We start from the raw sequence: 21,886 nt of genomic DNA, 5'->3' as shown, positions 1-21,886 counted from the left end.
CTTTGGGAAAAACGAAGGTCCAAAAAACAAAACCCCGCATCAAGCGGGGTGAGCAGGACACAGCAGTCTGGCCGATGTGGATCAAGCCTTGATCCGGAAAGTCTCCACCCCCACCGAATCACAATCCGGATACACATCCGGCTTCTCGGTGGACACCCGCACCGCGCGCACCTTGGGGTGGGCCAGCATGGCGGTCATGACGTCGTCGCACAGGGTTTCCTGCAGGTGGATGTGGCCGCGGGCCATGCGCTCGGCGATGGTGGAGCGGATGAAGTCGTAATCCACCACTTCGTCCAGGTGGTCGGCGGTCGGCGTGGTCTCGGCCAGCGGGACGTAGAGGTCGACGTTGATCAGGATGCGCTGCTCACCCTTCTTTTCGAACTCGTGCACGCCGATGTTGATGAACACCTCGTAGTTGCGCAGGAACAGGCGGCGGCAATCTTGCAGGGAAGGATGGGAGAGAAAGAGCATGATCAGAAAAAATTAAGGTTATTTCGCCACGAACATGACGTCGCGCGAAAGGGGAAGCAAATGCTGGCCGCCATCGACCAGCAGGGTAGTGCCCGTGACAGCCCGCGCCGAAGCGACGTAGCAGACCGCAGCGGCAATGTCCTCGGGCGTGCTGCCACGGCCCAGGGGGGTGACCGTGTGCGCCTTGTCGAACTGGTCCTCGGTCTGGTCGCCCGAGACCATGGTCAGCCCGGGTGCCACGCCGACCACCCGCACCTTGGGCGCCAGTGCCTGTGCCAGCAGCGTGGTAGCGCTGTGCAGGGCGGCCTTGGAAAGGGTGTAGGACAGGAAGTCAGGATTGGGATTGTACAGTTTCTGGTCCAGCAGGTTGATGACCACGGCCTGCTGGCCCTCCGGCGTGGCCTCGAACAGGGCCTGCGCCAGCAGCACGGGCGCGCCGACGTTGGCGCTCATGTGGCGCAGCAGGCGGTCATTGCCGAAGCTGGCGGCGTCATCGTAATCGAACAGCGAGGCGTTGTTGACCACGCAGGTGATGCGTCCCAGCGGCGCGGCCTGGGGCAGCAGGGAACGGACCTGGGCTTCGTCGCCCAGTTCGCCCTGCACCGCCAGGGCACGGCGGCCCAGGGCTTCGATCTCGCGCACCAGCGTGTCGGCTTCCTCGCGCGAACGGTTGTAGTGGACCGCCACGTCCCAGCCCGCGCGGGCCAGAGCCACTGCGATGTGACGGCCGATGCGGCGTGCGGCGCCGGTGACCAGCGCAATACCTGCAGAAGAGGGTGATGTCATGTTCCAGGTTTCCAATCGTCGATACAATACGGCCCATGCAACTGCAACTACCCGAACCCGGCGCTGACGCACAGTCCGCCTCGCATTCCCTCCAGCACCTGATCGCCGGCGAGATCGCCGCATCCGGCGGCTGGATCTCCTTCGAACGTTACATGGAATTGGCCCTGTATGCGCCGCAGGTCGGCTATTACAGCGGGGGTTCTTCCAAACTGGGCAAGGAGGGCGATTTTACAACCGCCCCGGAAATCTCGCCGCTGTACGGCGCGACCCTGGCCCACCTGGCCGCCGAAGTGATCGCGGCCAGCCCGCAGGTGGCCAATGTGCTGCTGGAATTCGGTGCCGGCACCGGCAAGCTGGCGCGCGACATCCTCACCGAACTGCAGTCGCGCGAAGCGCTGCCCCAGAAATATTTCATCGTGGAAATCTCGGCCCAGCTGCGCGCCCGCCAGCAGGAAACCCTGGCCGCTTTCGCGCCGCTGGTGGAGTGGCTTGATGCCCTGCCGGAAACATTTTCGGGTGTGGTGGTCGGCAACGAAGTGCTCGATGCCATGCCGGTGCGCCTGGCGATCAAGGCCGAAGAGGGCTGGCAGGAACGCGGCGTCACGGTCGATGCCACGGGCCGTCTGCAGTTTGCGGACCGCACCGTGAGCGACCTGCCGGTGGCGCAGATTCCCGAGGCCGAACCCTTGCCGGCCGGTTACCTGACCGAACTGTCGCCGGTGGCCATCGGCTTCATGCGCACCCTGGGCCGCATGCTGGCCAGCGGTCCCGGTGCCTTGGCGATCCTTCCGGATTACGGATTCCCCGCCGCGGAATACTACCTGCCCGACCGCGACCAGGGCACGCTGATGTGCCACTATCGCCATCATGCCCACACCGATCCTTTCTACTGGCCGGGTTTGCAGGACATCACCGCGCACGTGGATTTCACGGCGATGGCGGTGGCGGCGGTGGAGGAGGGCGCGGAGGTGCTGGCCTATACCAGCCAGGGCGCCTTCCTGCTCAATGCCGGTATCGGCGAGCTGCTGCTGCGCACCTCGCCCGAGGACAGCCTGCGCTACCTGCCACTGGCCAACGGCATGCAGAAACTGATTTCCCCGGCCGAGATGGGCGAGCTCTTCAAGGTGCTGGCCATTGGCAAGAACGTCGAATGGCCAGCCCGCATGCTGCGCCATGACCGCACCCATCGCCTGTGAGGAGCCGCGCATGATTCGCTGGATCGTTGTCATCTTCCTCTCGGTCATCGTGTTCTCGACCTTGTTGCCCTGGCTGGAAAAGCTGGGCATCGGCCGCTTGCCCGGAGACTTGCGTTTCCGCTTGTTCGGCCGCATCTTTTCGCTGCCCTTCGCCTCGACCATCCTCATTTCGGTGGTGGTGTTCCTGCTGGCGAAGATCCTCTGAGTCCGATCAGGAGTAGTCAACATGCGCGTATTGCTGGTGGAAGACGATCCCATGGTGGGCGAGGCCGTGCGCAAGGGTTTGCGCCAGGATGGCTTCACCATCGACTGGGTGCAGGATGGCAAGTCGGCCGATGTGGCCCTGCGCACCGAGGACTACGCCATGCTGCTGCTGGACCTGGGCCTGCCGCAGAAGGATGGCCTGGCCGTGCTGCGCACCCTGCGTGAACGCGGCAGCGCCATTCCCGTGCTCATCACCACTGCACGCGATGCCGTGGCCGATCGCGTGGCCGGGCTCGATGCCGGTGCCGACGATTACCTCATCAAGCCCTTCGACCTGGAAGAACTGTCGGCCCGCATGCGCGCCCTTTCGCGTCGCCAGGCCGGACGCGCCGAAAGCCTGGTGCAGGTGCGCGAAGTGGTCTTGAATCCGGCCACGCATGAAGTGACCGTGGGCGGCAAGCCGGTCAATTTGTCGGCGCGCGAATTCGCGCTGCTGCACGCCTTCATGGATCGCCCGGGCGTGGTGCTCTCGCGCGCCCAGCTGGAAGAAAAACTCTACGGCTGGGATGACAGCATCGAGAGCAATGCCGTCGAAGTGCACATCCACGCGCTGCGCAAGAAGGTCGGCAGCGACTTCATCAAGAACGTGCGCGGCGTGGGTTACCTGGTACCGGCATGAAATCGATCCGCAACAAGCTGCTGCTGTGGCTGGGGCTGGGGCTGTTCTCCATCATCGTGCTGGCCGGCGCGGCGCTGTACTTCCAGGCGCGTGGCGAGGCCAACCAGATCTTCGATTACCAGATGCGCCAGATCGCCGCTTCGCTGCCGCGCCAGGCCTTCTCACCCATCTCGCCGGGGCAGCAGTTCCCCGAGCTGGAGGACGAGATCATGATGCAGATCTGGGACAGCCGTGGCTCGGTCATCTATCACTCCCATGCACGCGGGGCCATGCCGCGCCAGGCCGAACTGGGCTTTGCCAATGTGCGCGGACCCAATGGCATGTGGCGCGTCTACAGCGCCCAGATCGGCAGTACCGTGGTGCAGGTGGCGCAGCCCCAGAGCGCGCGTGACGAGATCGCCGCGCAGATGGCGGTCAAGACGGTGGTGCCCTTGCTGTTGCTGTTCCCGCTGATCGGTGTGCTGTCGTGGGTGGCGGTCAGCCGGGGGCTGGCCCCGGTGCGCAAGGCCGCCGCCGAAGTGGCGGCACGCGACATGAACTCGTTGCAGCCGCTGTCGGATGTGGGCATGCCGCAGGAAATCCAGCCGCTCACGCATGCCTTGAATGACCTGCTGGCACGGCTCAAACACGCCACGGAAACGCAGCGTGCCTTCGTCGCCGATGCGGCGCATGAACTGCGCACACCGCTGACGGCCTTGCGCCTGCAGGCGCAACTGGCTGAGCGCGCCACCGACGAACAGGAGCGGCGCGCCGCCTTTGCCGATCTCAAGAACGGGCTGGAGCGCGCCACCCATCTGGTGCACCAGCTGCTCACGCTGGCGCGCCAGGAGCCCGATGCGATGGGCTTTGCGGAGGTCGACCTGCGTGCGCTGCTGGGCAGTGTCGTGGGCGACTTGTCCTCGGTGGCCGATCATGGCGGCATCGATCTCGGGCTGTCGGACCAGGGCGATGATGGCCGTCCGGTGCGCGTGCAGGGCAATGCCGATGCCTTGCGCATCCTTTTCAACAATCTGGTGGACAACGCCCTGCGCTATACCCCGGCGGGCGGCGTGGTCGATGTTGGCTTCGAATTTCCCGCTGCGGGAAGGTGTGCGGTGGTGATCCAGGACAGTGGCCCCGGCATCGCCGAGAGCGAATTGCCGCGCGTCTTCGATCGCTTCTACCGGGCCCAGCGTGCGCAGGAACAGGGCTCTTCACGCGGTGCATTCGGCAGCGGCCTGGGGCTGGCCATCGTGCGCCAGATCGCCGACCTGCACCGGGTGCCGGTGGAATTGCGCAATACCGGGCGCGGCTTGCAGGCGCGTGTGGTCTTTACGCTGTTGCCGGCCTGAATCGCTTGCCGGATGGCGTTTTCGGAGCATTAAGCGCAGATTAATGCTCAATTTTTCAGCCTTAAGTTTGTCTTAATTTTCACTGCTTAATCTTCACTCCAACGGTTGAGGCCCAACGGCCCCGACCCTCGATATCCCGTTCGATCAAGGAGAAGAAGATGAGCCGTCGCATCGTTTTTGTTCGTAACACGTTGGCTGTGATGATTGCCGCGGTGGTTGGCGGCAGCTACGTCTATTTTCGTGGTGCCGACCTGCCGTCGGCGCACGCGGCCGCGCTCAACGCCCCGCTGGTGGCGTCCAATACCGCGCCCGCTGCCCCGGCCGGACCGGTGGTCGCGGCGGCGACCGATTTCTCGGGCATCGTCCAGCGTTACGGCCCGGCGGTGGTCAACATCAGCGTCACCGGCAAGGCCCGCAAGGTCGCCGATGACGATGACAACGGCCTCGATCCGAACGACCCCTTCTCCGAATTCTTCAAGCGCTTCGGCCCGCAACTGCAGATGCCGCAGCAGCCGCGCATCATGCACGGCCTCGGCTCCGGTTTCATCATCTCGCCCGATGGCCTGATCCTGACCAATGCCCACGTGGTCGATGGCGCCCAGGAAGTGGTGGTCAAGCTGACCGACCGCCGCGAGTTCAAGGCCAAGGTGCTGGGCATCGACAAGCAGAGTGACATCGCCGTCATCCGCATCGATGCCAAGAACCTGCCCACGGTGCAGATCGGCGATCCTTCCCGCGTGAAGGTCGGCCAGCCGGTGCTGGCCATCGGCTCGCCCTACGGCTTCGACAACACGGCCACCGCCGGCATCATCAGCGCCAAGTCGCGCAGCCTGCCGGATGACAACTACGTGCCCTTCATCCAGACCGACGTGGCCGTCAATCCGGGCAACTCCGGTGGCCCGCTGTTCGACCTGAATGGCCAGGTGATCGGCATCAACTCGCAGATCTACAGCCAGACCGGCGGCTTCCAGGGCCTGTCGTTCTCCATCCCCATCGATGTGGCGATGAAGGTCGAGCAGCAACTGGTCACGCACGGCAAGGTGACGCGTGGCCGCCTGGGCGTCTCGGTGCAGGACCTGAACCAGGCCTTGTCCGAATCCTTCGGTTTGAAGAAGGCTGAGGGCGCGCTGGTCAGTTCGGTGGAAAAGGGCAGCCCGGCGGACAAGGCCGGCTTGCAGGCGGGTGACGTGATCCTGAGCTTCGATGGCCACGCCATCGATCATTCGGTCGACTTGCCTACGCTGGTGGCCGATACCGCGCCGGGGTCCAGCAAGCCCATCCAGGTCATGCGCGGCGGCAAGGTGCTGACCATGAACGTGACCGTGGGCGAGATGAAGCAGGCCAAGAATGAGGCCAAGCCCGGCAAGTCCGATGATCAGGGACGTCTGGGGCTGGCGGTGCGTCCGCTGGACAAGGATGAGCAGGCCCAGATCGGTGGCCAGAAAGGCTTGCTGGTGGAAGACGCCAGCGGTCCGGCCGCAGTGGCCGGCATCCAGAGCGGCGACGTGATTCTGGCGCTCAACGGCACGCCCGTCTCCAGTGTGGCGCAACTGCGCAAGCTGGCCAGCGAGGCAGGCAAGAACGTCGCACTGCTGGTGGAACGCGGTGACGAAAAGATCTTCGTGCCGCTGGCCTTGAATTGAACTAAATCGTTTAAATGATTTGGATGATTTAAATGATTTGCGGTACTGACGTCTTCAAGTCTTGAGGTTTTGCAGTGAGTAGTACCGGTGAGCAGCAAGTAGCAAGCAGTGAGTAGTAAGTGGTAAGCAGTGAGTAGTAAGCAGTGAGGGATTTGGCCGGATGTGCGCAAGCGTGTCCGGCCTTTTTTTATTCTTCCGCTGCCGGTTTGGCGGGAGCGGGTTTTTCACGCCACTGGTCATGCGTATGATCGCGCTGCATGGCTTCGCGATCCCCGGCGAACATGGCCTGCAATTCTTCACGGGCCTGCACTGCCATGGACACCATCTGCGCCTGGTCCTTGTAGTGCGGGTAGAGCGCTGCCAGGGTTTTGAGATTGTGAGAGCGGAATTTCATCGCGGCTTCACGCGCGCGATAGGCGCCGAAGTCCAGCTGCTGCAGCACCTGGCGGCCCATGTGCAGGGCGCTTTCGAAGGTCTCGCGCTCCAGCACCGTGACGCCGCGATCCATCAGGTCGTAGTAGTGCGTGACGTTGCGCGCACGGGCGGCGATCTGCAGGTGCGGGAATTCCTCACGCACTTTTTCCACCATGTCCAGCGCGGCCTGCGCATCGTCGATGGCGATCACCAGGACCTTGGCCTTGTCGGCACCGGCAGTACGCAGCAGGTCGATGCGGGTGGCGTCGCCATAAAACACCTTGAAGCCGAACTTGCGCAGGAAATCGATCTGGTCCGGATCGTGATCCAGCACCGTGGCGCCGATGTCATTGGCCGCCAGCAGACGGCCCACGATCTGGCCGAAGCGGCCGAAGCCGGCGATGATGACCTGGTTGTCCTGGGGGCCGATCTTGTCTTCCGGGCGGCGCTTGCCGCCTTCCAGCCAGCGCACCAGCAGGCGGTCATGCACCAGCAAGAGCAGGGGCGTGATCAGCATCGACAGCGCCACCACGACGACCAGCATGGACGAGATCTCGGGCGTCAACACCTTGGCGGTGACGGCGGCACCGAAGACGATGAAGGCGAATTCCCCGCCCTGCGAGAGCAGGAAGGCGAAGAACAATTGCTGCCCGCGCGGAATGCCGAAGCAGCGGCCGAGGAACCACATCACGCCGGTCTTGATGGTCAGGAAGCCCGCCACCATGCCGAGGATGCGCCAGGGCTGGGCGAGGAAGACGCCGAAGTCCACCGACATGCCCACGGCAATGAAGAACAGGCCCAGCAGCAAGCCCTTGAAGGGTTCCAGATCGCTTTCCAGCGCATGGCGGTATTCGGAATCGGCCAGCAGCACGCCGGCCAGGAAGGTGCCCAGCGCCATCGACATGCCCACCGATTGCATCAGCAGGCAGGTGGAGATGACCAGCAGCAGGGCGAAGGCGGTGAAGATCTCGCGCATGTCGGTCTTGGCGATGATGCGCAGGATGGGGCGGATCAGCACCCGTCCGCCGAAAATCAGCAGGGCGATTACCAGCGCCACCTGGCCGGCATGCAGCCAGCCCTGCCCGCTGCCCTGGCTGGCCGCCACCCCCAGCAGGGGGACAGCGGCCATCATGGGGATGGCGGCGATGTCCTGGAACAGCAGGATGGAAAAGCCGGCCGCACCGGCCGGTGTGGCCGTGAGCTTGCGCTCGCCCAGCGTGGCCAGGGCGATGGCGGTGGAGGAGAGCGACATGCCCAGCGCACCGATGAGCCCGATGCGCCACGGCACGCCCGCTGCCAGCGCTGCAGCGAAGAGCGCCAGTGACACCGCCGCCACCTGCACGCTGCCCCAGCCGAAGATGGAACGGCGCAGCGCCCACAGGCGCTTGGGATCGAGTTCGAGACCGATCAGGAACAGCAGCAGCACCACGCCGAATTCGGAGAATTCGAGGATGTGCTTGACCTCGGTGATGAGGCCGAGTCCCCACGGGCCGATGACGATGCCGGCCAGCAGGTAGCCCAGCACGGCACCCAGCCCCAGGCGCTTGGCGATGGGCACGGCGGCCACTGCCGCCAGCAGGTAGACGAGGGCGATCAGCAGTTGTTCATCCATGGCGGGGTCCGGTCAGTTGGTCAGTTGAAAGGGGAGGGCGCAGTGATGCGCGAGGATTGGTGAGAAATCCGATGCGTGGCTCATGCCTGCAAGCCTTCCAGGTAGCGTTCCACATGGCGCTGGAACTCGACCGGCGGTACGTGGTGCGCGCCATGCAGGATCAGCGGTTCTACCCACTGCATGCCGCACAGGCGCGCGGTCTGTTGATACGGCGGCAGGAAATCGGCAAAGGGATGGCCGTGGCGGCCGCTGCTCTGGTAGGACGCCGTCTCCCCGCCGGTCGAGGCCACCAGCCAGAAACGCTTGCCTTCCAGCGCATGGCCATCGTGGCCGAAGGCCCAGCCGCGCGTCAGCACGCGGTCCAGCCATTCCTTCTGCAGGGCCGGCATGCTGTACCAGTGGATGGGATGCTGCATCACGACCAGCTCGGCCTGGCTCAGCAGTTGCTGTTCGTGTTCGACGTCGATGTGGAAGTCGGGATAGTGCTCGTAGAGATCATGCACGGTCACGTCGGGCAGGCGGGCGGCGGCTTCCAGCATCAGGCGATTGGTACGCGAGAGCTCGGCAGCGGGATGGGCGTACAGGATCAGGACCTTGGACATGTGTCGGCGCGGGCAATGTGGGTGGTGGGCAGGGGGGACGATGGCCTCCGGTGCAAATGGCCGGAACATGCATGGCCCTGGCGCTGTCTGCCCTTGCAAGGGAGAGGAGTGTGCCACGAAAGGGCGCTGGCCGGCTTGGATGAAACTGCTTGCAGGCGGCGCCGTCCGCAGGTGTCCAAAGCCGGGCAATGGAATATACTCAGCCACTCCCCGGGCCCGTCGCGCCATTGACGGCTTGCATGCCGCCGCTGGTACTCGCCGCAGTTCATTTCATCTGATTACTTATTGCAGCCATGTCCGACATCCAAGATTCCGAAGCCAATCTGCCGCCAGACCGCTCCCCGGGCGCGGTCCCGGCCAAGCCAGTGTCTGCCGACGCGTCCGGTACGCCGGCCGCATCACAGAATCCTGCCCAGCCCGCCGCTGCACCTGCTACCACCGTGGTAGCAGCACCGGCAGCCTCTGCGGCAGTGCCGGCCGTTGAAGCCGTAACGCCGCCGGCCCAGCCGGACGCGCAGCCCGCCACTGAGGCCGCCCACGGCCAGACGGCGGACCAGGCGCAGCAGCGCATCTATACCTCGCTGCCGCCGCCTCCGCATCACGCGGGCGATGCACCCTGGGCGCAGACCTGGCGCTTCCTGACGGCGCGCCTGCGCCAGCTGTCGGACAAGGCCGGCCGGCGCGTCATGCAGCGTACGCTCAAGATCGGCGTGTCGGCCCGCATCTTCCATCCCGAGAGCGGTGCCAAGGGCTTGCGCAGCAAGACCCTGCAATATCTGGAAGAGTCGATCGCGCAATGGGTGATGTCGCGTGACGTGCTGGTCTTCATGATCCCCACCGTCAATACCAATGGCCTGGTCCACCCGAGCAATATTCGCCTGCGCGACTATGCCAAGCATCTGGATGGCCTGGTGCTGCAGGGCGGGGCCGATGTCTCGCCGCAGAGCTATGCGCAAGCGGCGACCCGGCCCGAATGGAGCGGCGACCGCGTGCGCGACATGTACGAGCTGGAACTGCTGCATGAATTCATCGAGGCCGGCAAGCCCGTGCTGGGCATCTGCCGTGGCTGCCAGCTGATCAACGTGGCCTTCGGCGGCACGCTCTACCAGGACATTGCCACCGATGTGCCGACCGCCATCCCGCACGTCAACGAGCAGTACGACAGCAATTATCACGCGCTGCATTTCCCGCAGGGATCGTCGCTGGCCGGCATGGTCAAGACCGAGAATGCCATCGTCAACTCCATCCACCACCAGGCCGTGCACAACCTCGGGCGCGACCTGTCGGTGGAGGCGGTCTCGGGGCCGGACCAGATCGTGGAAGCCATCCGCTACCGCAAGGCACCGTTCGTGATGGGCTTGCAGTGGCACCCGGAATTCCACCGCGCGGGCGGTCCGGAACTGCTGGACTGCACGCCGATCCTGGACAGTTTCCTGCGGGCAGCGCGCGAAACACGTTTCTGATCCGGCGCGATTGGCCGGAACCTAAGCCCGCCAGCGTCATCGAACCCTCTTTGCGCTGGCGCAAGCCAATTGCATCGCCTCTGCAGCATGGCTGCAATGCGCTACCCGCCTCGTTGCGGACTCTGTAGAATCAAACGGTCGTCGCAATGCAGCACCTCTTCAGGTGCGGCGTTCAGGGTGCGGCGACTTGCTAGTCTTTTCCATCACCGGCAAAAAAGGAGAATTTACATGCCTCAATCCCCCGCACTGAAGACCGTTCGCAATGACATGAAGACGCTGGTCAAGGACGCCCAGGCATTGTTCGCCGAAGCCGCCGCCGCCACCGGCGAGAAGGCCGACGAGCTGCGCGCGCGTGGCCTGACCCTGCTGGAAGCCGCTGCCGAAGCCGCCCAGACCGCGCAAGCCGCCGCCATCGAGAAGGGCAAGGAAGTCGCCGCCAAGACCGACGACTACGTCCACGAGAATCCGTGGCGTGCCGTGGCCATCTCGGCAGGCCTGGGCCTGCTGGTCGGCCTGGTCATCGGCCGCAGCAAGTAAGCGCCGCCCCGATGGCGACGCCCCACAAGGAAGGCCCGGCCGCACCCGCCGCGCATGCCGCCAACCCCGGCTTGACGGCGGGCCTGCTGGGCCTGGCCAAGAACCTGCTGGGCCTCATCATCAGCCGCATCGAACTGGCTTCGCTGGAGATGTCGGAGATCGGGGCCAATCTGGTCCGTTTCGCCGTCATCTTCGTGCTGGCCGCGGTCGCGTTGTGGTTCGCCATCGCCTTCTGGTCGGTGCTGGTGGTCATGCTGGCCTGGGATACCTGGGGCTGGAAGATCCTGGCCCTGCTGGGTTTCGTGTTCAGCGTGGCAACCGTGGGTCTGGTGTATTACGCCAGGTCGGTGCTGATGCAGGGCAAGCTGTCGCTGCCGCAGACCATGTCCGAGCTGCGCAAGGACCGCGATGCGCTGTTGTGATGAGACTGTCTGCACGTGAAGTCTGCGGCAATTTTCCTAGTTCAATGAGGACTGCATGAGCGATCAGGACCAGGGCATGACCCATGAGGAACGCAAGCGCAAGGTGCTGGCGCAAGGCGCGCTGTACCGGCTGGGCGTGATGGAAGCGCGTGAAGTCGTGCGCGAGAATCTCAGCGCCGAGTCGCTGGCCAAGGGTGCCTTGAGCCGCGTGGGCCATTTTGCCGCCTCGCTGTTCGGCGGCGGCAGGACGGTGCAATCGATCAAATCCCTGAAGTCGCTCAGCGGCGGACTGGGCAACCTGAATCTGCAGACGGTGACGCCGCTGCTGATGACCGGTGCCTCGCTGCTGTCACGCCGCTGGCTGCGCAAGCCGCTGATGATGGGCGGCGTGATTGCAGCCGTGGGCGGGCTGGCGTATTACTTCAGCCAGCGCGGCGGCAGCCGGGATCCATCGGATGCGTCCGATGCGGCAGCATTGCAAGGGCCACCGGAGCCGGATTGAGGGCTTCGGGTTGATCCATGATGTTCCTGCAAAGGCATCCGGTTTTCCGGATGCCTTTGTCATTCATGGGTAGCGTTTTGGCAAGCGCGGCAGGAACATATCCGCCCCGATACGCTCTGAAGAACACCGGCCCATGGCCTGGACAACAAGACTGACAAGGCAAGAAAGGACATGACATGAAGAAAATTTCAATCGCAGCGATCGCCGGCGTGCTGGCGCTCTCCGGCTGTGCCGACATGAGCCCGACCCAGCGTGGCACGGCCACCGGTGCGGGTATCGGTGCCGGCCTGGGCGGCATCATCGGTGCGGCTACCGGCGGTGGCGGTGGCGGACGTGCGCTGGGTGGTGCGGCCATCGGCGGCGCCATTGGTGCGGTGGCCGGCAACATCTGGTCCAACCGCATGGAAAACCAGAAACGCGCCATGGAACAGGCTACCCAAGGCACCGGCGTGCAGGTCACGCAGACTGCCGACAACCGCCTGAAACTGGAAATCCCCAGCGACATCTCCTTCGATACCGGCCGTGCCGACATCAAGCCGGAGATGCGCCCGGTGCTGGATCGTTTCGCCGCCACCCTGGTGGAGAACCCGGCCACCACCGTGACCATCGTCGGCCACACCGACAACACCGGCAGCGATGCCATCAACGACCCGCTGTCGCAGCAGCGCGCGGCGCGCACCCGCGATTACCTGACGACGCGCGGCGTGGCCGCCAACCGCTTCAACATCTCGGGCCGTGGTTCGCATGAGCCGCTGGTCCCCAACACCAGCGATGCCAACCGCGCCAAGAACCGCCGCGTGGAAATCTTCGTGGCCGAGCAGCAGGCTGCAGCACCGGCACAGCAGCAGGCGCCGGCGGGTTATGCACCGGGCAACTACCCGCCGCCGCCTCCACCCCAGCGGTATTGAGGCGATATGAAGCTTTCTCCGATGCGTCCGGCATGAGGGCGCATCCGGAGGGGCTGGAATAGGGCGCAGAGGCTTTTGGCTGCGCTTGTACGTGAATGAAATTGAAAAATCCCCGAATTTCGCTTCGGGGATTTTTTTGGCGAGGCCAGCGAGCGGGTCGCTGGCCACTGCGAGGATTACTTGGCGGGTGCGTCGGCAGCCGGTGCGGCACCTTCGGCGGCGGCCGGGGCCTTCACTTCGGGTTCCTTGAACTTGGCGCCGGACTGGTTGGCCATGTAGACCACGGTGCGCTGGATTTCGACGTCATCCAGATCAGGGTTGCCGCCCTTGGCGGGCATGGCGCGCAGGCCATTGATGGCGTGCGAGACCAGAGTGTCATAGCCTGCGGCGATGCGGGCCTGCCAGGAGGCAGCGTCACCGACCTTGGGAGCACCGGCCACGCCGGCGCTGTGGCAGGCGGCGCAGGTGGTCTTGTAGACTTCTTCACCGGAGAGCAGTTGCTTGGGGCCGTTGGCATCACGGAAGGTGAAGCCATCGTCGGAGACGGGTTTGATGCGTGCCGCGATCATCTCGGGCGTCTGGCTGTCGGAGCCGGCACCGGTTTTCTGGCCATTGGTGACGTACTGCACGAGCAGCACGATGCACACGATGGGGACCAAAAAGCCTGCGACGACGGCTGCGATCAATTGCTTGGGAGTCTTGATTGCCGACTCGTGTTCCTGCTGAGCTGAGCTCATGGGCGTCCCTCCGTAATGTTTCCTCGAAATTGGGGCGGAAAACGTCGGTTCCCTTTGTATTGCCTTATCGCCTGGCATTGCGTGGAACTGGGATCAGGCAGGGCTTTCATTGCGCTCTCTCGCCGAACTCTTGATTATAGTCACAATGCTTTCCGTTTGACACGGAAAAACCGCCAGCGCCATGGACGTCCAGCCGGAAAGACGGTATCCTTCAGGCCTTTCCGGGGTTCGCCCCGATTCAGCGCGGCTGTAGCTCAGTGGATAGAGTATTGGCCTCCGAAGCCAAGGGTCGTGGGTTCGATCCCCGCCAGCCGCGCCATTTCTTTTCCGCCTTCCTCACGCCAGCAGTCAATCTTCTGCGACCCGATTTCCAACGCAAATTGCAATAGTTGCAACGAATTCCGTTGGGAAACATCATGCGCGTTTTCTGCTTTTGCTGCTTTGCGCAATATCAAATATGCCGGACCTGTGCTGCTGCGAGAGCAGCGCAGCTTCATATGCAAGCTGCTGGTGCTGCATGAGCGCGTCTGATATCGTTCCAGCTGCCCGTCAAAACCGATCAATTTCATTACAGGCTTGCGATCCGACCCATGCTGACTCTCCTCATTCCGACCAAGAACCACGGTATTTATCTGGAAAGCCTGCTTTCCAGCGTCATTTTCGCGCCCGGATCGCCAGTGACCAAGCTGATCGTCTACAACGATGGTTCGACCGACAATACGGCGGAAATCCTTGCCAGATATTCGGGCGACGCGCGGGTGCGGGTCTTGGGGGGGGACGGGCCGAGCGTGGGTGTGCTCGGGGGGTATCAGAAGATGTGCCCGCTGATCGACACGCCCTACATGACCATGCTGGCCTCCGACGATCTGTTTTATCCCGAAAAGCTCGCCCTGCTGTTCCAGGAAATGTTGCGCACGAACGCAAAAATGGCCTTCGGAAAATACCAGATTCTGGAAAACGGCCAGTTGTCCAACCTCAGCCATCCTGGCTGGCAGGCCCGACGATACAAGCCCAATTGCGATTTCGAGGCATTGATCGGTTTTGATCACTATGTCTTCTGCGGCATCTACAAAACCGATGCCTTGCCGCGCCACGGCAGCAACGGGTTCATGTTTGACCTGACGCTCAGCAAGCTGGTGGCCGCCGACGGCTTGGGGGAATTCCGGGGACAGGACTGGGCACTGGCGCTTGACATGGCGGTGGCCCATCCCGGCGAGATCTGCTTCGTGGACGATTACATTGCCGTGTTCCGCAAGGTCGCCAACCAGCTCTCCAGCGATTCCGTCTACGTCCACACGGGCAGATCGGCATTTGAAATGGCGCTGCTGATCGTCAAATTCCTCAGCGACTACTCCTTGCGCGCCAAGCTCAAGAGCGAGCCCTACTTCCATCAGTCCGTCAAGAACCTGTTTTATGCCAAGTTTGGCGGTATCACGGAGGCGGCCAAGCAGACCTCCAATTTCCAGCAGATCTACAAGCCGATGATTCTCGCGGCAGACACCATTCTGAACAATATGTAAGTGCCGCCGCAATGGTGCCTGGCCGCGCATCGCGCGTGGCCAGTACAGGCTTACAACTTCTGGAACACCCCGTGATGATTGGGCATGCCCCAGGTGGCGATGAATACGCTGTCTTCACGGCAGAAAGTGGTCAGCTCGTCGACCTTGCCCTGTCCCATCAGCGTCATGGCCGTCTTGATCATCGTGAGGATGGTCCGGGCCTTGGCCGCATCTTCTGGCGACGCGATGATGTTGCCCGCGGCAAGGAAGGCAATCAATTCATCCAGAATGGCGACGGCGCGCAGGCAGTTGGTTTCCGCGGCATTGTCGATGAGGCCGTCCACGATCCCGACCAGTTCGGCCAACTGATTGGAGATGGTCGGTGAGGGCGCCGGCAACAGGCATTGCGTACTGAGGACGTGGCTCAGCCGGCTCTGCTCGATATAGGCAATGGCCGCCTCGTTGTCGTCGCCCGCGCGATACTCGCCCTTGATCCAGTTCATTGCCAGCACATCCTTGTAGTTCGGCCAGGCCGAATACAGTCGGAAATGACCGGCATGCATCTCACGCAGCAATTGCGCCGGATCGATGAAATATTTCATGCGCACGAAGGGATTCTGGATCACGTCCATGAACCAGGACTCGATCTTGCGCGTATGCGCAATGCTGTTCCACTTCGGCAGGAACAGATGCCGGGCAGTCTCGATCCCGCCCTCACCCTGGCCGTGGCGCAGGGCAGTCTGGTAGATCGCCTTCAAGAGCAATTCCATGAAGCTGCCGTACTTCTCGACATAGGTCACCAAGGCGATGCCATCCGGCTTCAGGCATTCATGCAGCTTGCTGACCCAGGCGCTGGTCGGCTGCACGGTATAGATGAAGCCTTCTGCATCCACGAAGTCGTATTGGCGGGCTGGCTCGAAATCAAGAACTGACTTGGTGACGATCTCGGTCAGATTCGATTCCAGGGAAAATCGGGAAAAATACTGGCGGATATAGGGGTGCGCCTCCGCATTGGGTTCCACCAGCGTCACGCGCGCGCCCCATTGGGCGAAGACGATGGAGTTCTCGCCGGTATCCGGCCCGAACTCAAGCACTTCCTTGCCCTGAAACAGGGCCAGTGGCAGCGAGAGACGGAAGAACACGTTCTTGCGCAACTGTGCATAGCGGGAAAGCTCGGCATCGCTGCTGAAATCGGCATAGGTCGGCTGTACGTCCTGCTTGGCGTAGTACTCGTACATTTTCTCAGTCATGGTGTATTCCCTCGGAAAGTTCGGATCGGGTGCTCTCGGCCGCCAGACCCTTCGGCCTGATGCTCGGACCTTGCGGCACGAGCTACCCTTGATTGCTCAGTCTGCCCGGTATTGCCCTGCATGCTGCTTGTGCAGCAGCTGCGCAGGGGTCTCGCGGGCATCACTCTGTCTCTTCTGTGCACCGGCGCAGGCCTGCACGCATGCAGGCTCCTGCAGTCAGGCGCGCGTCAATGCTGGTCGGCCAGCTCCTGCATCAGGTCACTGGCGGACAAGGGGATGTTGCCCACGCGGCTGACCTGGCAGGCGGCCGCAATCGATCCCAGATACATGCTTTGCCAGATGTCTACCCCGACCGTCATGGCCATGGAGGTGCAGGTGAGGAAGCTGTCGCCGGCACCTGCCGTATCCTTGGGCGAACTGTTGAAGGCAGGCAGGCGGTCGGTAAGCCAATCCAGCTCACCCTCGGACTGCGCATGAGCCAGGATGCCTTCGGCCCCCAGGGTCAGGATGATGTTCTCCGACTGCGAGCGCTGGCGCAGCTTTTCGGCCAGCACCACCAGACCCGAGCTGTAGTCCCGCACGGCCAGGCGTGCTTCGCGTTCGGTCGGCGTGAGCAGCATGGCCCCGCGGAAGCGCGATACATCGCCCATCTGCGAGGAGGACTGGCTGTCAGCGACGAAGGGGATGCCGCGCTCGACGCAGGCTTCCACCAGTTGATCGACCACGGCCTGCGGCAGGCAGCCGTAGTTGAAGTCGGAGAAGATCACCAGATCGCAGTTGTCCAGCGTGGCGATGACGGCCTCGGCGTAGCGCTGGGCCAGCCGGGGTTCGATGTCGTGCTGGCGCAGATGGCTCACGCGCAGCAAGGTCTTGCCAGCGGCGCGGAAGCGCTGCTTGAGCGTGGTCGGGCGGCTGTCGTCTTCGAAGAGGGTGGCCGTGACATGGTATTCGCTCAGCTTCTCACGGGCGAAGTCGGCAGCGGCATCCTTGCCTGCGACCGAGAAGTAATTGACCTGCGCGCCGAGCTTGCAGGCATGCGACGCCACGATGCCCGCCCCGCCGATGAAGCGCTCCTGCATGATGGGGGTGACCACCAGGGTCGGATCTTCCTGCGACATGCCCAGGGCTTCGCAGCTGACATATTCGTCGACGATCAGGTCGCCCAGTACAGCGACCCGCAATCCCTTGAATTTCTCTACCGTGCTGCGCAGGTCGTGCATCGTGAAGGCGTGACGCTCCGGGTAATCGTTGGGCAGCACGATGGACGACAGGTTGGGTTCGAGGATGTCGCGCTTGAGCAGGTCGATCGAGGAGAAGCGCATCTCGCCCGAGCTGAACATGAGCTTGCCGCCATATTCATCCACGGCCGCCTGCTCGGGATTGAACTTGGACTCATGCTCGTCGCCCTTGACCACGATGCTGGGCTTGAGCGCGCGGATGATGTCCTCCGGTGCAGAAGTCATCACGAAGGCATGGTCCACGAAACTGATGGCAGTAATGCCGTCGAAGCGCAACTGGGCCGGCAGCAGCGCACCGGGGACATGGTCGCCTGCCACGCCGACGACCAGGAAGTCGCCGCATTCCGAGGCGAACTTGAGCAAGCGCAGGTGGCCCGGGTGTACCGTGTTGAAGTTGCCGGCGACGAAGACGATGCGTGCGCCTTCGCCCGCCAGGCTCCTGGCTTTGTTGATTTCTGCGATGTCAGTTGTAGACGAACTATCCAATTGATCCTCCGATACCTTGCCTGATCCGGTCCGTGCCGGTCGCTTTTTTCTGCCGCACGCGGCCACTTCACTGCCTGGGAAAATCCCTGATGATCGATTCATGGCTGCGCAAGCTCAGGCCGCCGTCGACCACGATGTTTTGTCCGGTGATATAGCTGCTCTGTTCTCCTGTGAGAAACAGGATGGCATTGATGATGTCGCGGGAGGAGCCGGCGCGCCGCAGGGGAATGAAGCGTTCGAAGCGATCCGTGATCCAGCTGTTCTGGCGGTAATACTCCCGCGCGGCTTCCTTGATGACCACGCAGGGCGACACCACATTGACCCGGATGCCATGCGGACCAAGCTGCAGAGCGTAATAGCGCGCCAGCTGCACCAGGCCGGCCTTGCTGACGTGATAGCCAAGATCCTGTTCCGGGGCGACGTAGTGGTCTGCGATGGAACTGACCATCACGATGCTGTTGCCGGATTCGTCCAGGCTGAAATGGCCTTGGGCAAGCAGATGGTCGATGGCATTGCGGGTGGCGGTCAGGGCGACGGCCAGATCGGTGTCGAAGGCGTCGCCGGTCGCGCGGTTGCGCTGCATGAAGACGGCGCTGTCGATCTTTCCCTGAGACCTGGCACACGCATCGAGCGCGACACGCAACGCCCCCCCGTCGGTCACATCCAGCTGTTGCCAATTGAGCAGCGGGGACGATGGCAGCGGGCTGGCACTGCGTGCGAGCACCGAGACGCGTTGCCCTGCTGCCAGCAGGTGCTCCACCAATGCCAGGCCGCTGCCCTTGCTGCCGCCGACGACCAGGAAATGACGTTCACTCATCTCAGACGATCTTGAAACCCGGCACGGGCTGAATGAAATGGCCACCTTGCTCAAGGTAGGCCTGGTGTTTCTGGATGAAGGGTTCGCCAAACCGCCAGGCCAGGACCAGCACGTAATCCGGCTTGCGCTCGTAGATCGCCGACGACGGCAGCACCGGCAGGTGCCAGCCCGGGCTGTAGCGGCCCTGCTTGGCCTGGTTGTCGTCCACGAGGTAATCGAGGTACTGCCCCAGTTCGAAGTGATAGATGAGCGTGGTGCAGGTGATGGACGCACCGAAGCCGGCCACCGTCTTGTTCTCGGCCTTGGCCTGGCGCAGGAAGTCCAGGGTTTGCCGTTTCAGGGCATCGATCCTGGCGGCATAGGCATCGTAGGTGTCCTTGCGGTAGATCCCCTTGCGATCTTCTTCTTCCAGCAGTTGCTGCACCGAGCCATCCGGCTGCACCGGACCTTGGGGGCGCTGGACGAAATAGCGCAGCGATCCGCCTTTGGTGGCGACCCGCTCGATGGCCGTCAGCTCCAGCCCCACGCGGGCAAACAGCGCCTGGATCGGGCGCACCGAGAACGAGGAAAGGTGTTCGTGATAAATGAAATCGAACACCATGTTGTCGATGAGGTCGGCCAGGTAATAGCTCTCGAAGACGAATACGCCATCGTCGGCCAGCAAGGTGTTGATGCCGTCGACCCACGAACCGAGATCATCGATATTGGCGAACACATTGTTGGCCGTGATCACCCGGGCAGGGCCGTGCTGCGCCAGGATGTCCTTGGCCAGACCGCGGTCGAAGAACTTGCCGATGGTGGGAATGCCGCTGGCGGTTGCCTGCTCGGCGATGTGCGCGGCGAACTCCACGCCCAGCACATCCATGCCGAGTGTCTTGAACGAACGCAGCAGAGTTCCGTCATTGGAGCCCAGGTCCATGACGCGCGAGCCGGGCGCAAGCTGGCAGCGCTGTACGACGTTCCGAGCGTAGGCGTGGAAGTGGGCATGCAGACCGGGGGAGCTTTGGGTGACGTAGATGTAGTTGCCGTACAGAACGTCCGGGTCAATGATGTCGGTGATCTGCGCCAGACCGCACTGACCGCACATGAACAGATCGATAGGATAGCTCGGCTGTGCTTCGCCGAGGCGCTCTGCGGTGACATAGTCGTCGCCGATGGGGGTGGGCTTGAGTGCGAATACCAGGTCCAGATCATGGCTGCCGCAAGCGCGGCAGGTCGTGCGGCGATGGATGATTTGCTTCATTGGGTTCTCGTAAAGGGCTTGATTCGGAGTTCCAGTTCCCGGATGTAGGCGTCGGCCAGCGCGGCATCGCTGCCATCGGCTGCCCAGGCGGGAAACGCCGTGGCGGCGGGAAGGAAGGGGCCGTTGGTCACTTCATGGAAGACCAGGACCGGCGAGCGGATGATCAAGGTGTGAAAGATCGGCTTGTCCATGCGCTCGTAGAAGGGCAAGCCGGATGCATAGTCGCCCATTTCGATGACGCGGGTCACTTGCCCTTCGTCGTCCATCATCACCAGATCGACCCGGCCGGCAATCACGTGCATCGATTCCGATTTGCCAGGATGCTTGTGCGGACGCACGTACGCTCCGCGCTCATGAATGATGAGCATCTCGTGCAAGGCATCGTCGGGGCTGTCGTGCGCACACAGGCGCACCCGCTTGCGCGGATTGCGGGACGACAGCGCCTGCAGATGCTCGATGTCCTCCCGCGAAGCGGTCACGATCTCCATTTCCGAATAGATCACCTCGGGGTTCTGGAATCGGTATTTGCGCTGATCCTGGTTCATGGCCTTCCAACACGACTAAAAAATGTGCGGCGAAATCAGCCGTACCGGCCGCACCCCCGCACAGGTTTCCCTATTGTGAGTTTTATTGCCACATTGGCAATCGTGGACAATGCATCTTGCACAGGATAACCCGGTGGCTAGCGCGGCCATCCGTGAAACGGCCGTGCAAATGCCCGCCAAATAGGCGTTTTGCCACCGTCATGGCAACTCACTGCCCGGCCAGCCGGTGCAGCAGCTGATGCAGTTCCGGTGCGAGGGATTGCGTCAGCTCTGCCCATGCGTGCGCATTTCCGGGCTGGGCAGGGGGCATGTGAAAGTCCTGCTGGGCCTGGGTCCAGCTCTGCACGGTGCCAATATCGCGATGGTAGGCATGGTTGGTGAAGGTGGCGATCCTGCCCAGATAGTGCGGAATGACTTCGGTGCTGAAGTCGATGTCGGGACGACCCAGGCTGTCCAGAAAATCCAGTACCTCCGGTTCGAGCAGGTAGACCGCCGCGTTGGCCAGCCTGCCAGGTGGCTCCGGGACCTTTTCGTGGAAGGCCTGCACCACGCCGTTGGCATCCAGCTCGACGATGCCGCAAGAACGGGGATCGGGTGTCTCGAACAGCATCATGGTCAAGGCGGTGTGCACCGGGCGTTCGCGGTGCGCAGCGAGGAAATCGCGGCAGTCGAAACGGGTCAGATTGTCGGCATGTGCCAGCAGGAAGGGCTTGTTGCCGAAGAACGCGCGGTTGGCCAGTGCAGTGCCCGCCGTGCCCAGCAAGACAGGCTCGCTGACCAGCGTGACCCGGTCGCGCCAACAGCTGGCGGCGATGTAGCGCTCCACCAGACGGGCCTGATAGTGGGTATTGATCAGGATGTCGTCCACGCCCTGTCCGAGCAGGTTCTCGATCCAGTAGTCCAGCAGCGGCCGGCCGTTGATCGGAACCAGACATTTCGGCAGCAGATCGGTCAGGGGACGCAGCCTGGTTCCCAGGCCGGCAGCTAGCAGAAGTGCGCGCATGGGAAATCGGACGCAGCGTGCGTCGCCCGGCAGGTGGCGTTTTCAAACAACGCATGGTCGGTCAATGGCACCAGGTCACTGCGGTGCTTTCGGGCCGGAAGGACGACGGTAGGCATGGGGTTCCTTGGATGATTTCTCTGGCGCGTTCTGTGCGGCGGAGCCGCCTTTTCCGGATGTGACAGATGATAATGGGCCAATATCACGCCAAAGCAGGGAATAACCGGCGGAAAGGGGGGCTAGATCTTGATTTGGCGCAGCGCTGCGCCGCCAGCGTGGGGGCTGAACAGCCTGTTACGGC

At 63.0% G+C, this 21,886-nt stretch carries 23 protein-coding genes and 1 tRNA gene; 13 read left to right on the top strand and 11 right to left on the bottom strand.

Annotated elements, in window-relative coordinates:
- Positions 1–81: 81 nt before the first annotated feature.
- Both MKD49_RS14090 and MKD49_RS14085 read right to left on the bottom strand, forming a co-directional pair.
- Positions 82–471: a dihydroneopterin aldolase gene (locus MKD49_RS14090; protein ID WP_008333021.1), complete on the bottom strand. Its 390-nt coding sequence runs from the start codon at positions 469–471 to the stop codon at positions 82–84.
- Between the two features lie 18 nt (positions 472–489).
- Complete coding sequence (locus tag MKD49_RS14085; protein ID WP_252696582.1) at positions 490–1,257, bottom strand: SDR family oxidoreductase; 768 nt, start codon at positions 1,255–1,257, stop codon at positions 490–492.
- 35 nt (positions 1,258–1,292) lie between these two features.
- Between MKD49_RS14085 and MKD49_RS14080 the strand changes: the two genes are divergently transcribed.
- The 5 genes from MKD49_RS14080 (at position 1,293) to MKD49_RS14060 (ending at position 6,310) form a co-directional block, all read left to right on the top strand.
- Entirely contained in the window at positions 1,293–2,453 is a 1,161-nt protein-coding gene (locus tag MKD49_RS14080; RefSeq protein WP_252696581.1) for a class I SAM-dependent methyltransferase, read from the top strand.
- Between the two features lie 10 nt (positions 2,454–2,463).
- Positions 2,464–2,658 carry a DUF2905 domain-containing protein gene (locus MKD49_RS14075; RefSeq protein ID WP_034332265.1) on the top strand — a complete coding sequence of 65 codons (195 nt, stop codon included), beginning with the start codon at positions 2,464–2,466 and terminating at the stop codon, positions 2,656–2,658.
- A 21-nt stretch (positions 2,659–2,679) separates the two neighbouring features.
- Entirely contained in the window at positions 2,680–3,336 is a 657-nt protein-coding gene (locus MKD49_RS14070) for a response regulator (protein ID WP_034332266.1), read from the top strand.
- Positions 3,333–4,667 carry an ATP-binding protein gene (locus MKD49_RS14065; RefSeq protein WP_121040811.1) on the top strand — a complete coding sequence of 445 codons (1,335 nt, stop codon included), beginning with the start codon at positions 3,333–3,335 and terminating at the stop codon, positions 4,665–4,667. Before MKD49_RS14070 ends, MKD49_RS14065 begins: the two co-directional genes overlap by 4 nt.
- A 158-nt stretch (positions 4,668–4,825) precedes the next feature.
- The gene (locus MKD49_RS14060) at positions 4,826–6,310 is read left to right on the top strand and encodes a DegQ family serine endoprotease (protein ID WP_039783465.1); all 1,485 of its coding nucleotides are present in this window, start codon (positions 4,826–4,828) and stop codon (positions 6,308–6,310) included.
- Between the two features lie 187 nt (positions 6,311–6,497).
- On the opposite strand, the gene kefC is transcribed toward MKD49_RS14060, so the two are convergent.
- Both kefC and MKD49_RS14050 read right to left on the bottom strand, forming a co-directional pair.
- Positions 6,498–8,336, bottom strand: a complete 1,839-nt coding sequence (gene kefC / locus MKD49_RS14055; RefSeq protein ID WP_134223676.1) for a glutathione-regulated potassium-efflux system protein KefC — start codon at positions 8,334–8,336, stop codon at positions 6,498–6,500.
- Positions 8,337–8,416: 80 nt separating this feature from the next.
- Positions 8,417–8,938, bottom strand: a complete 522-nt coding sequence (locus tag MKD49_RS14050; protein WP_209570038.1) for an NAD(P)H-dependent oxidoreductase — start codon at positions 8,936–8,938, stop codon at positions 8,417–8,419.
- Between the two features lie 293 nt (positions 8,939–9,231).
- Here MKD49_RS14050 and MKD49_RS14045 point away from each other — a divergent pair, with 293 nt between their 5' ends.
- The 5 genes from MKD49_RS14045 to MKD49_RS14025 all read left to right on the top strand — a co-directional run bounded on the left by MKD49_RS14045 (position 9,232) and on the right by MKD49_RS14025 (position 12,770).
- Positions 9,232–10,401 (top strand): type 1 glutamine amidotransferase, encoded by a 1,170-nt coding sequence (locus MKD49_RS14045; protein ID WP_121040803.1) that lies wholly within the window; start codon positions 9,232–9,234, stop codon positions 10,399–10,401.
- A 228-nt stretch (positions 10,402–10,629) separates the two neighbouring features.
- A complete protein-coding gene (locus MKD49_RS14040) occupies positions 10,630–10,938 on the top strand; it encodes a YqjD family protein (RefSeq protein WP_039783473.1) in 309 nt (102 codons plus the stop codon).
- Between the two features lie 11 nt (positions 10,939–10,949).
- Positions 10,950–11,360, top strand: a complete 411-nt coding sequence (locus MKD49_RS14035; protein WP_039783474.1) for a phage holin family protein — start codon at positions 10,950–10,952, stop codon at positions 11,358–11,360.
- Positions 11,361–11,415: 55 nt separating this feature from the next.
- Positions 11,416–11,862, top strand: a complete 447-nt coding sequence (locus MKD49_RS14030) for a hypothetical protein (protein WP_252696580.1) — start codon at positions 11,416–11,418, stop codon at positions 11,860–11,862.
- 176 nt (positions 11,863–12,038) lie between these two features.
- Positions 12,039–12,770, top strand: coding sequence for an OmpA family protein (locus MKD49_RS14025; protein ID WP_121040799.1), 732 nt, complete (start codon positions 12,039–12,041; stop codon positions 12,768–12,770).
- Positions 12,771–12,946: 176 nt separating this feature from the next.
- On the opposite strand, the gene MKD49_RS14020 is transcribed toward MKD49_RS14025, so the two are convergent.
- Entirely contained in the window at positions 12,947–13,507 is a 561-nt protein-coding gene (locus MKD49_RS14020) for a cytochrome c5 family protein (protein ID WP_121040797.1), read from the bottom strand.
- A gap of 243 nt (positions 13,508–13,750) precedes the next feature.
- On the opposite strand from MKD49_RS14020, the gene MKD49_RS14015 reads away from it, so the two are divergent.
- From MKD49_RS14015 to MKD49_RS14005, 3 genes are all read left to right on the top strand, one after another.
- Positions 13,751–13,826: transfer RNA gene (locus MKD49_RS14015), tRNA-Arg, on the top strand.
- Entirely contained in the window at positions 13,799–14,038 is a 240-nt protein-coding gene (locus tag MKD49_RS14010) for a hypothetical protein (protein WP_252696579.1), read from the top strand. Before MKD49_RS14015 ends, MKD49_RS14010 begins: the two co-directional genes overlap by 28 nt.
- 59 nt (positions 14,039–14,097) lie before the next feature.
- On the top strand, positions 14,098–15,027 hold the full coding sequence (locus MKD49_RS14005; RefSeq protein ID WP_121040795.1) for a glycosyltransferase: 930 nt from the start codon (positions 14,098–14,100) through the stop codon (positions 15,025–15,027).
- 50 nt (positions 15,028–15,077) lie between these two features.
- Here MKD49_RS14005 and MKD49_RS14000 read toward each other — a convergent pair whose 3' ends face one another.
- The 6 genes from MKD49_RS14000 to MKD49_RS13975 all read right to left on the bottom strand — a co-directional run bounded on the left by MKD49_RS14000 (position 15,078) and on the right by MKD49_RS13975 (position 21,588).
- Positions 15,078–16,256, bottom strand: a complete 1,179-nt coding sequence (locus MKD49_RS14000; protein WP_252696578.1) for a class I SAM-dependent methyltransferase — start codon at positions 16,254–16,256, stop codon at positions 15,078–15,080.
- 227 nt (positions 16,257–16,483) lie between these two features.
- Positions 16,484–17,980: a PfkB family carbohydrate kinase gene (locus tag MKD49_RS13995; protein ID WP_034331025.1), complete on the bottom strand. Its 1,497-nt coding sequence runs from the start codon at positions 17,978–17,980 to the stop codon at positions 16,484–16,486.
- Between the two features lie 67 nt (positions 17,981–18,047).
- Positions 18,048–18,797, bottom strand: a complete 750-nt coding sequence (locus MKD49_RS13990; RefSeq protein ID WP_121040791.1) for an SDR family NAD(P)-dependent oxidoreductase — start codon at positions 18,795–18,797, stop codon at positions 18,048–18,050.
- A 1-nt stretch (position 18,798) separates the two neighbouring features.
- On the bottom strand, positions 18,799–20,040 hold the full coding sequence (locus MKD49_RS13985; protein ID WP_134137065.1) for a class I SAM-dependent methyltransferase: 1,242 nt from the start codon (positions 20,038–20,040) through the stop codon (positions 18,799–18,801).
- Positions 20,037–20,585, bottom strand: a complete 549-nt coding sequence (locus MKD49_RS13980) for a WbuC family cupin fold metalloprotein (RefSeq protein ID WP_034331021.1) — start codon at positions 20,583–20,585, stop codon at positions 20,037–20,039. Before MKD49_RS13980 ends, MKD49_RS13985 begins: the two co-directional genes overlap by 4 nt.
- A gap of 208 nt (positions 20,586–20,793) precedes the next feature.
- Positions 20,794–21,588 (bottom strand): nucleotidyltransferase family protein, encoded by a 795-nt coding sequence (locus tag MKD49_RS13975; protein ID WP_252696577.1) that lies wholly within the window; start codon positions 21,586–21,588, stop codon positions 20,794–20,796.
- Between the last annotated feature and the right edge of the window lie 298 nt (positions 21,589–21,886).

Source organism: Herbaspirillum sp. WGmk3 (assembly GCF_023952535.1).
In the GTDB taxonomy this organism is placed as follows: domain Bacteria; phylum Pseudomonadota; class Gammaproteobacteria; order Burkholderiales; family Burkholderiaceae_D; genus Herbaspirillum; species Herbaspirillum huttiense.
Note: the sequence above shows the minus strand (reverse complement) of the source record. Positions and strands in the feature narration are given on the sequence as shown.

Excerpts from the sequence above, each read along its gene's own strand:
- MKD49_RS14020 (WP_121040797.1), bottom strand. The coding sequence starts at position 13,507 with ATGAGCTCAGCTCAGCAGGAACACGAGTCGGCAATCAAGACTCCCAAG.
- MKD49_RS14070 (WP_034332266.1), top strand. The coding sequence starts at position 2,680 with ATGCGCGTATTGCTGGTGGAAGACGATCCCATGGTGGGCGAGGCCGTG.
- MKD49_RS14030 (WP_252696580.1), top strand. The coding sequence starts at position 11,416 with ATGAGCGATCAGGACCAGGGCATGACCCATGAGGAACGCAAGCGCAAG.
- MKD49_RS14040 (WP_039783473.1), top strand. The coding sequence starts at position 10,630 with ATGCCTCAATCCCCCGCACTGAAGACCGTTCGCAATGACATGAAGACG.
- MKD49_RS14090 (WP_008333021.1), bottom strand. The coding sequence starts at position 471 with ATGCTCTTTCTCTCCCATCCTTCCCTGCAAGATTGCCGCCGCCTGTTC.
- MKD49_RS13980 (WP_034331021.1), bottom strand. The coding sequence starts at position 20,585 with ATGAACCAGGATCAGCGCAAATACCGATTCCAGAACCCCGAGGTGATC.
- MKD49_RS14060 (WP_039783465.1), top strand. The coding sequence starts at position 4,826 with ATGAGCCGTCGCATCGTTTTTGTTCGTAACACGTTGGCTGTGATGATT.
- MKD49_RS14075 (WP_034332265.1), top strand. The coding sequence starts at position 2,464 with ATGATTCGCTGGATCGTTGTCATCTTCCTCTCGGTCATCGTGTTCTCG.
- MKD49_RS13985 (WP_134137065.1), bottom strand. The coding sequence starts at position 20,040 with ATGAAGCAAATCATCCATCGCCGCACGACCTGCCGCGCTTGCGGCAGC.
- MKD49_RS14050 (WP_209570038.1), bottom strand. The coding sequence starts at position 8,938 with ATGTCCAAGGTCCTGATCCTGTACGCCCATCCCGCTGCCGAGCTCTCG.
- MKD49_RS14005 (WP_121040795.1), top strand. The coding sequence starts at position 14,098 with ATGCTGACTCTCCTCATTCCGACCAAGAACCACGGTATTTATCTGGAA.
- MKD49_RS13975 (WP_252696577.1), bottom strand. The coding sequence starts at position 21,588 with ATGCGCGCACTTCTGCTAGCTGCCGGCCTGGGAACCAGGCTGCGTCCC.
- MKD49_RS14035 (WP_039783474.1), top strand. The coding sequence starts at position 10,950 with ATGGCGACGCCCCACAAGGAAGGCCCGGCCGCACCCGCCGCGCATGCC.
- MKD49_RS14065 (WP_121040811.1), top strand. The coding sequence starts at position 3,333 with ATGAAATCGATCCGCAACAAGCTGCTGCTGTGGCTGGGGCTGGGGCTG.
- MKD49_RS14025 (WP_121040799.1), top strand. The coding sequence starts at position 12,039 with ATGAAGAAAATTTCAATCGCAGCGATCGCCGGCGTGCTGGCGCTCTCC.
- MKD49_RS13990 (WP_121040791.1), bottom strand. The coding sequence starts at position 18,797 with ATGAGTGAACGTCATTTCCTGGTCGTCGGCGGCAGCAAGGGCAGCGGC.
- MKD49_RS14080 (WP_252696581.1), top strand. The coding sequence starts at position 1,293 with ATGCAACTGCAACTACCCGAACCCGGCGCTGACGCACAGTCCGCCTCG.
- kefC (WP_134223676.1), bottom strand. The coding sequence starts at position 8,336 with ATGGATGAACAACTGCTGATCGCCCTCGTCTACCTGCTGGCGGCAGTG.
- MKD49_RS14085 (WP_252696582.1), bottom strand. The coding sequence starts at position 1,257 with ATGACATCACCCTCTTCTGCAGGTATTGCGCTGGTCACCGGCGCCGCA.
- MKD49_RS14045 (WP_121040803.1), top strand. The coding sequence starts at position 9,232 with ATGTCCGACATCCAAGATTCCGAAGCCAATCTGCCGCCAGACCGCTCC.
- MKD49_RS14000 (WP_252696578.1), bottom strand. The coding sequence starts at position 16,256 with ATGACTGAGAAAATGTACGAGTACTACGCCAAGCAGGACGTACAGCCG.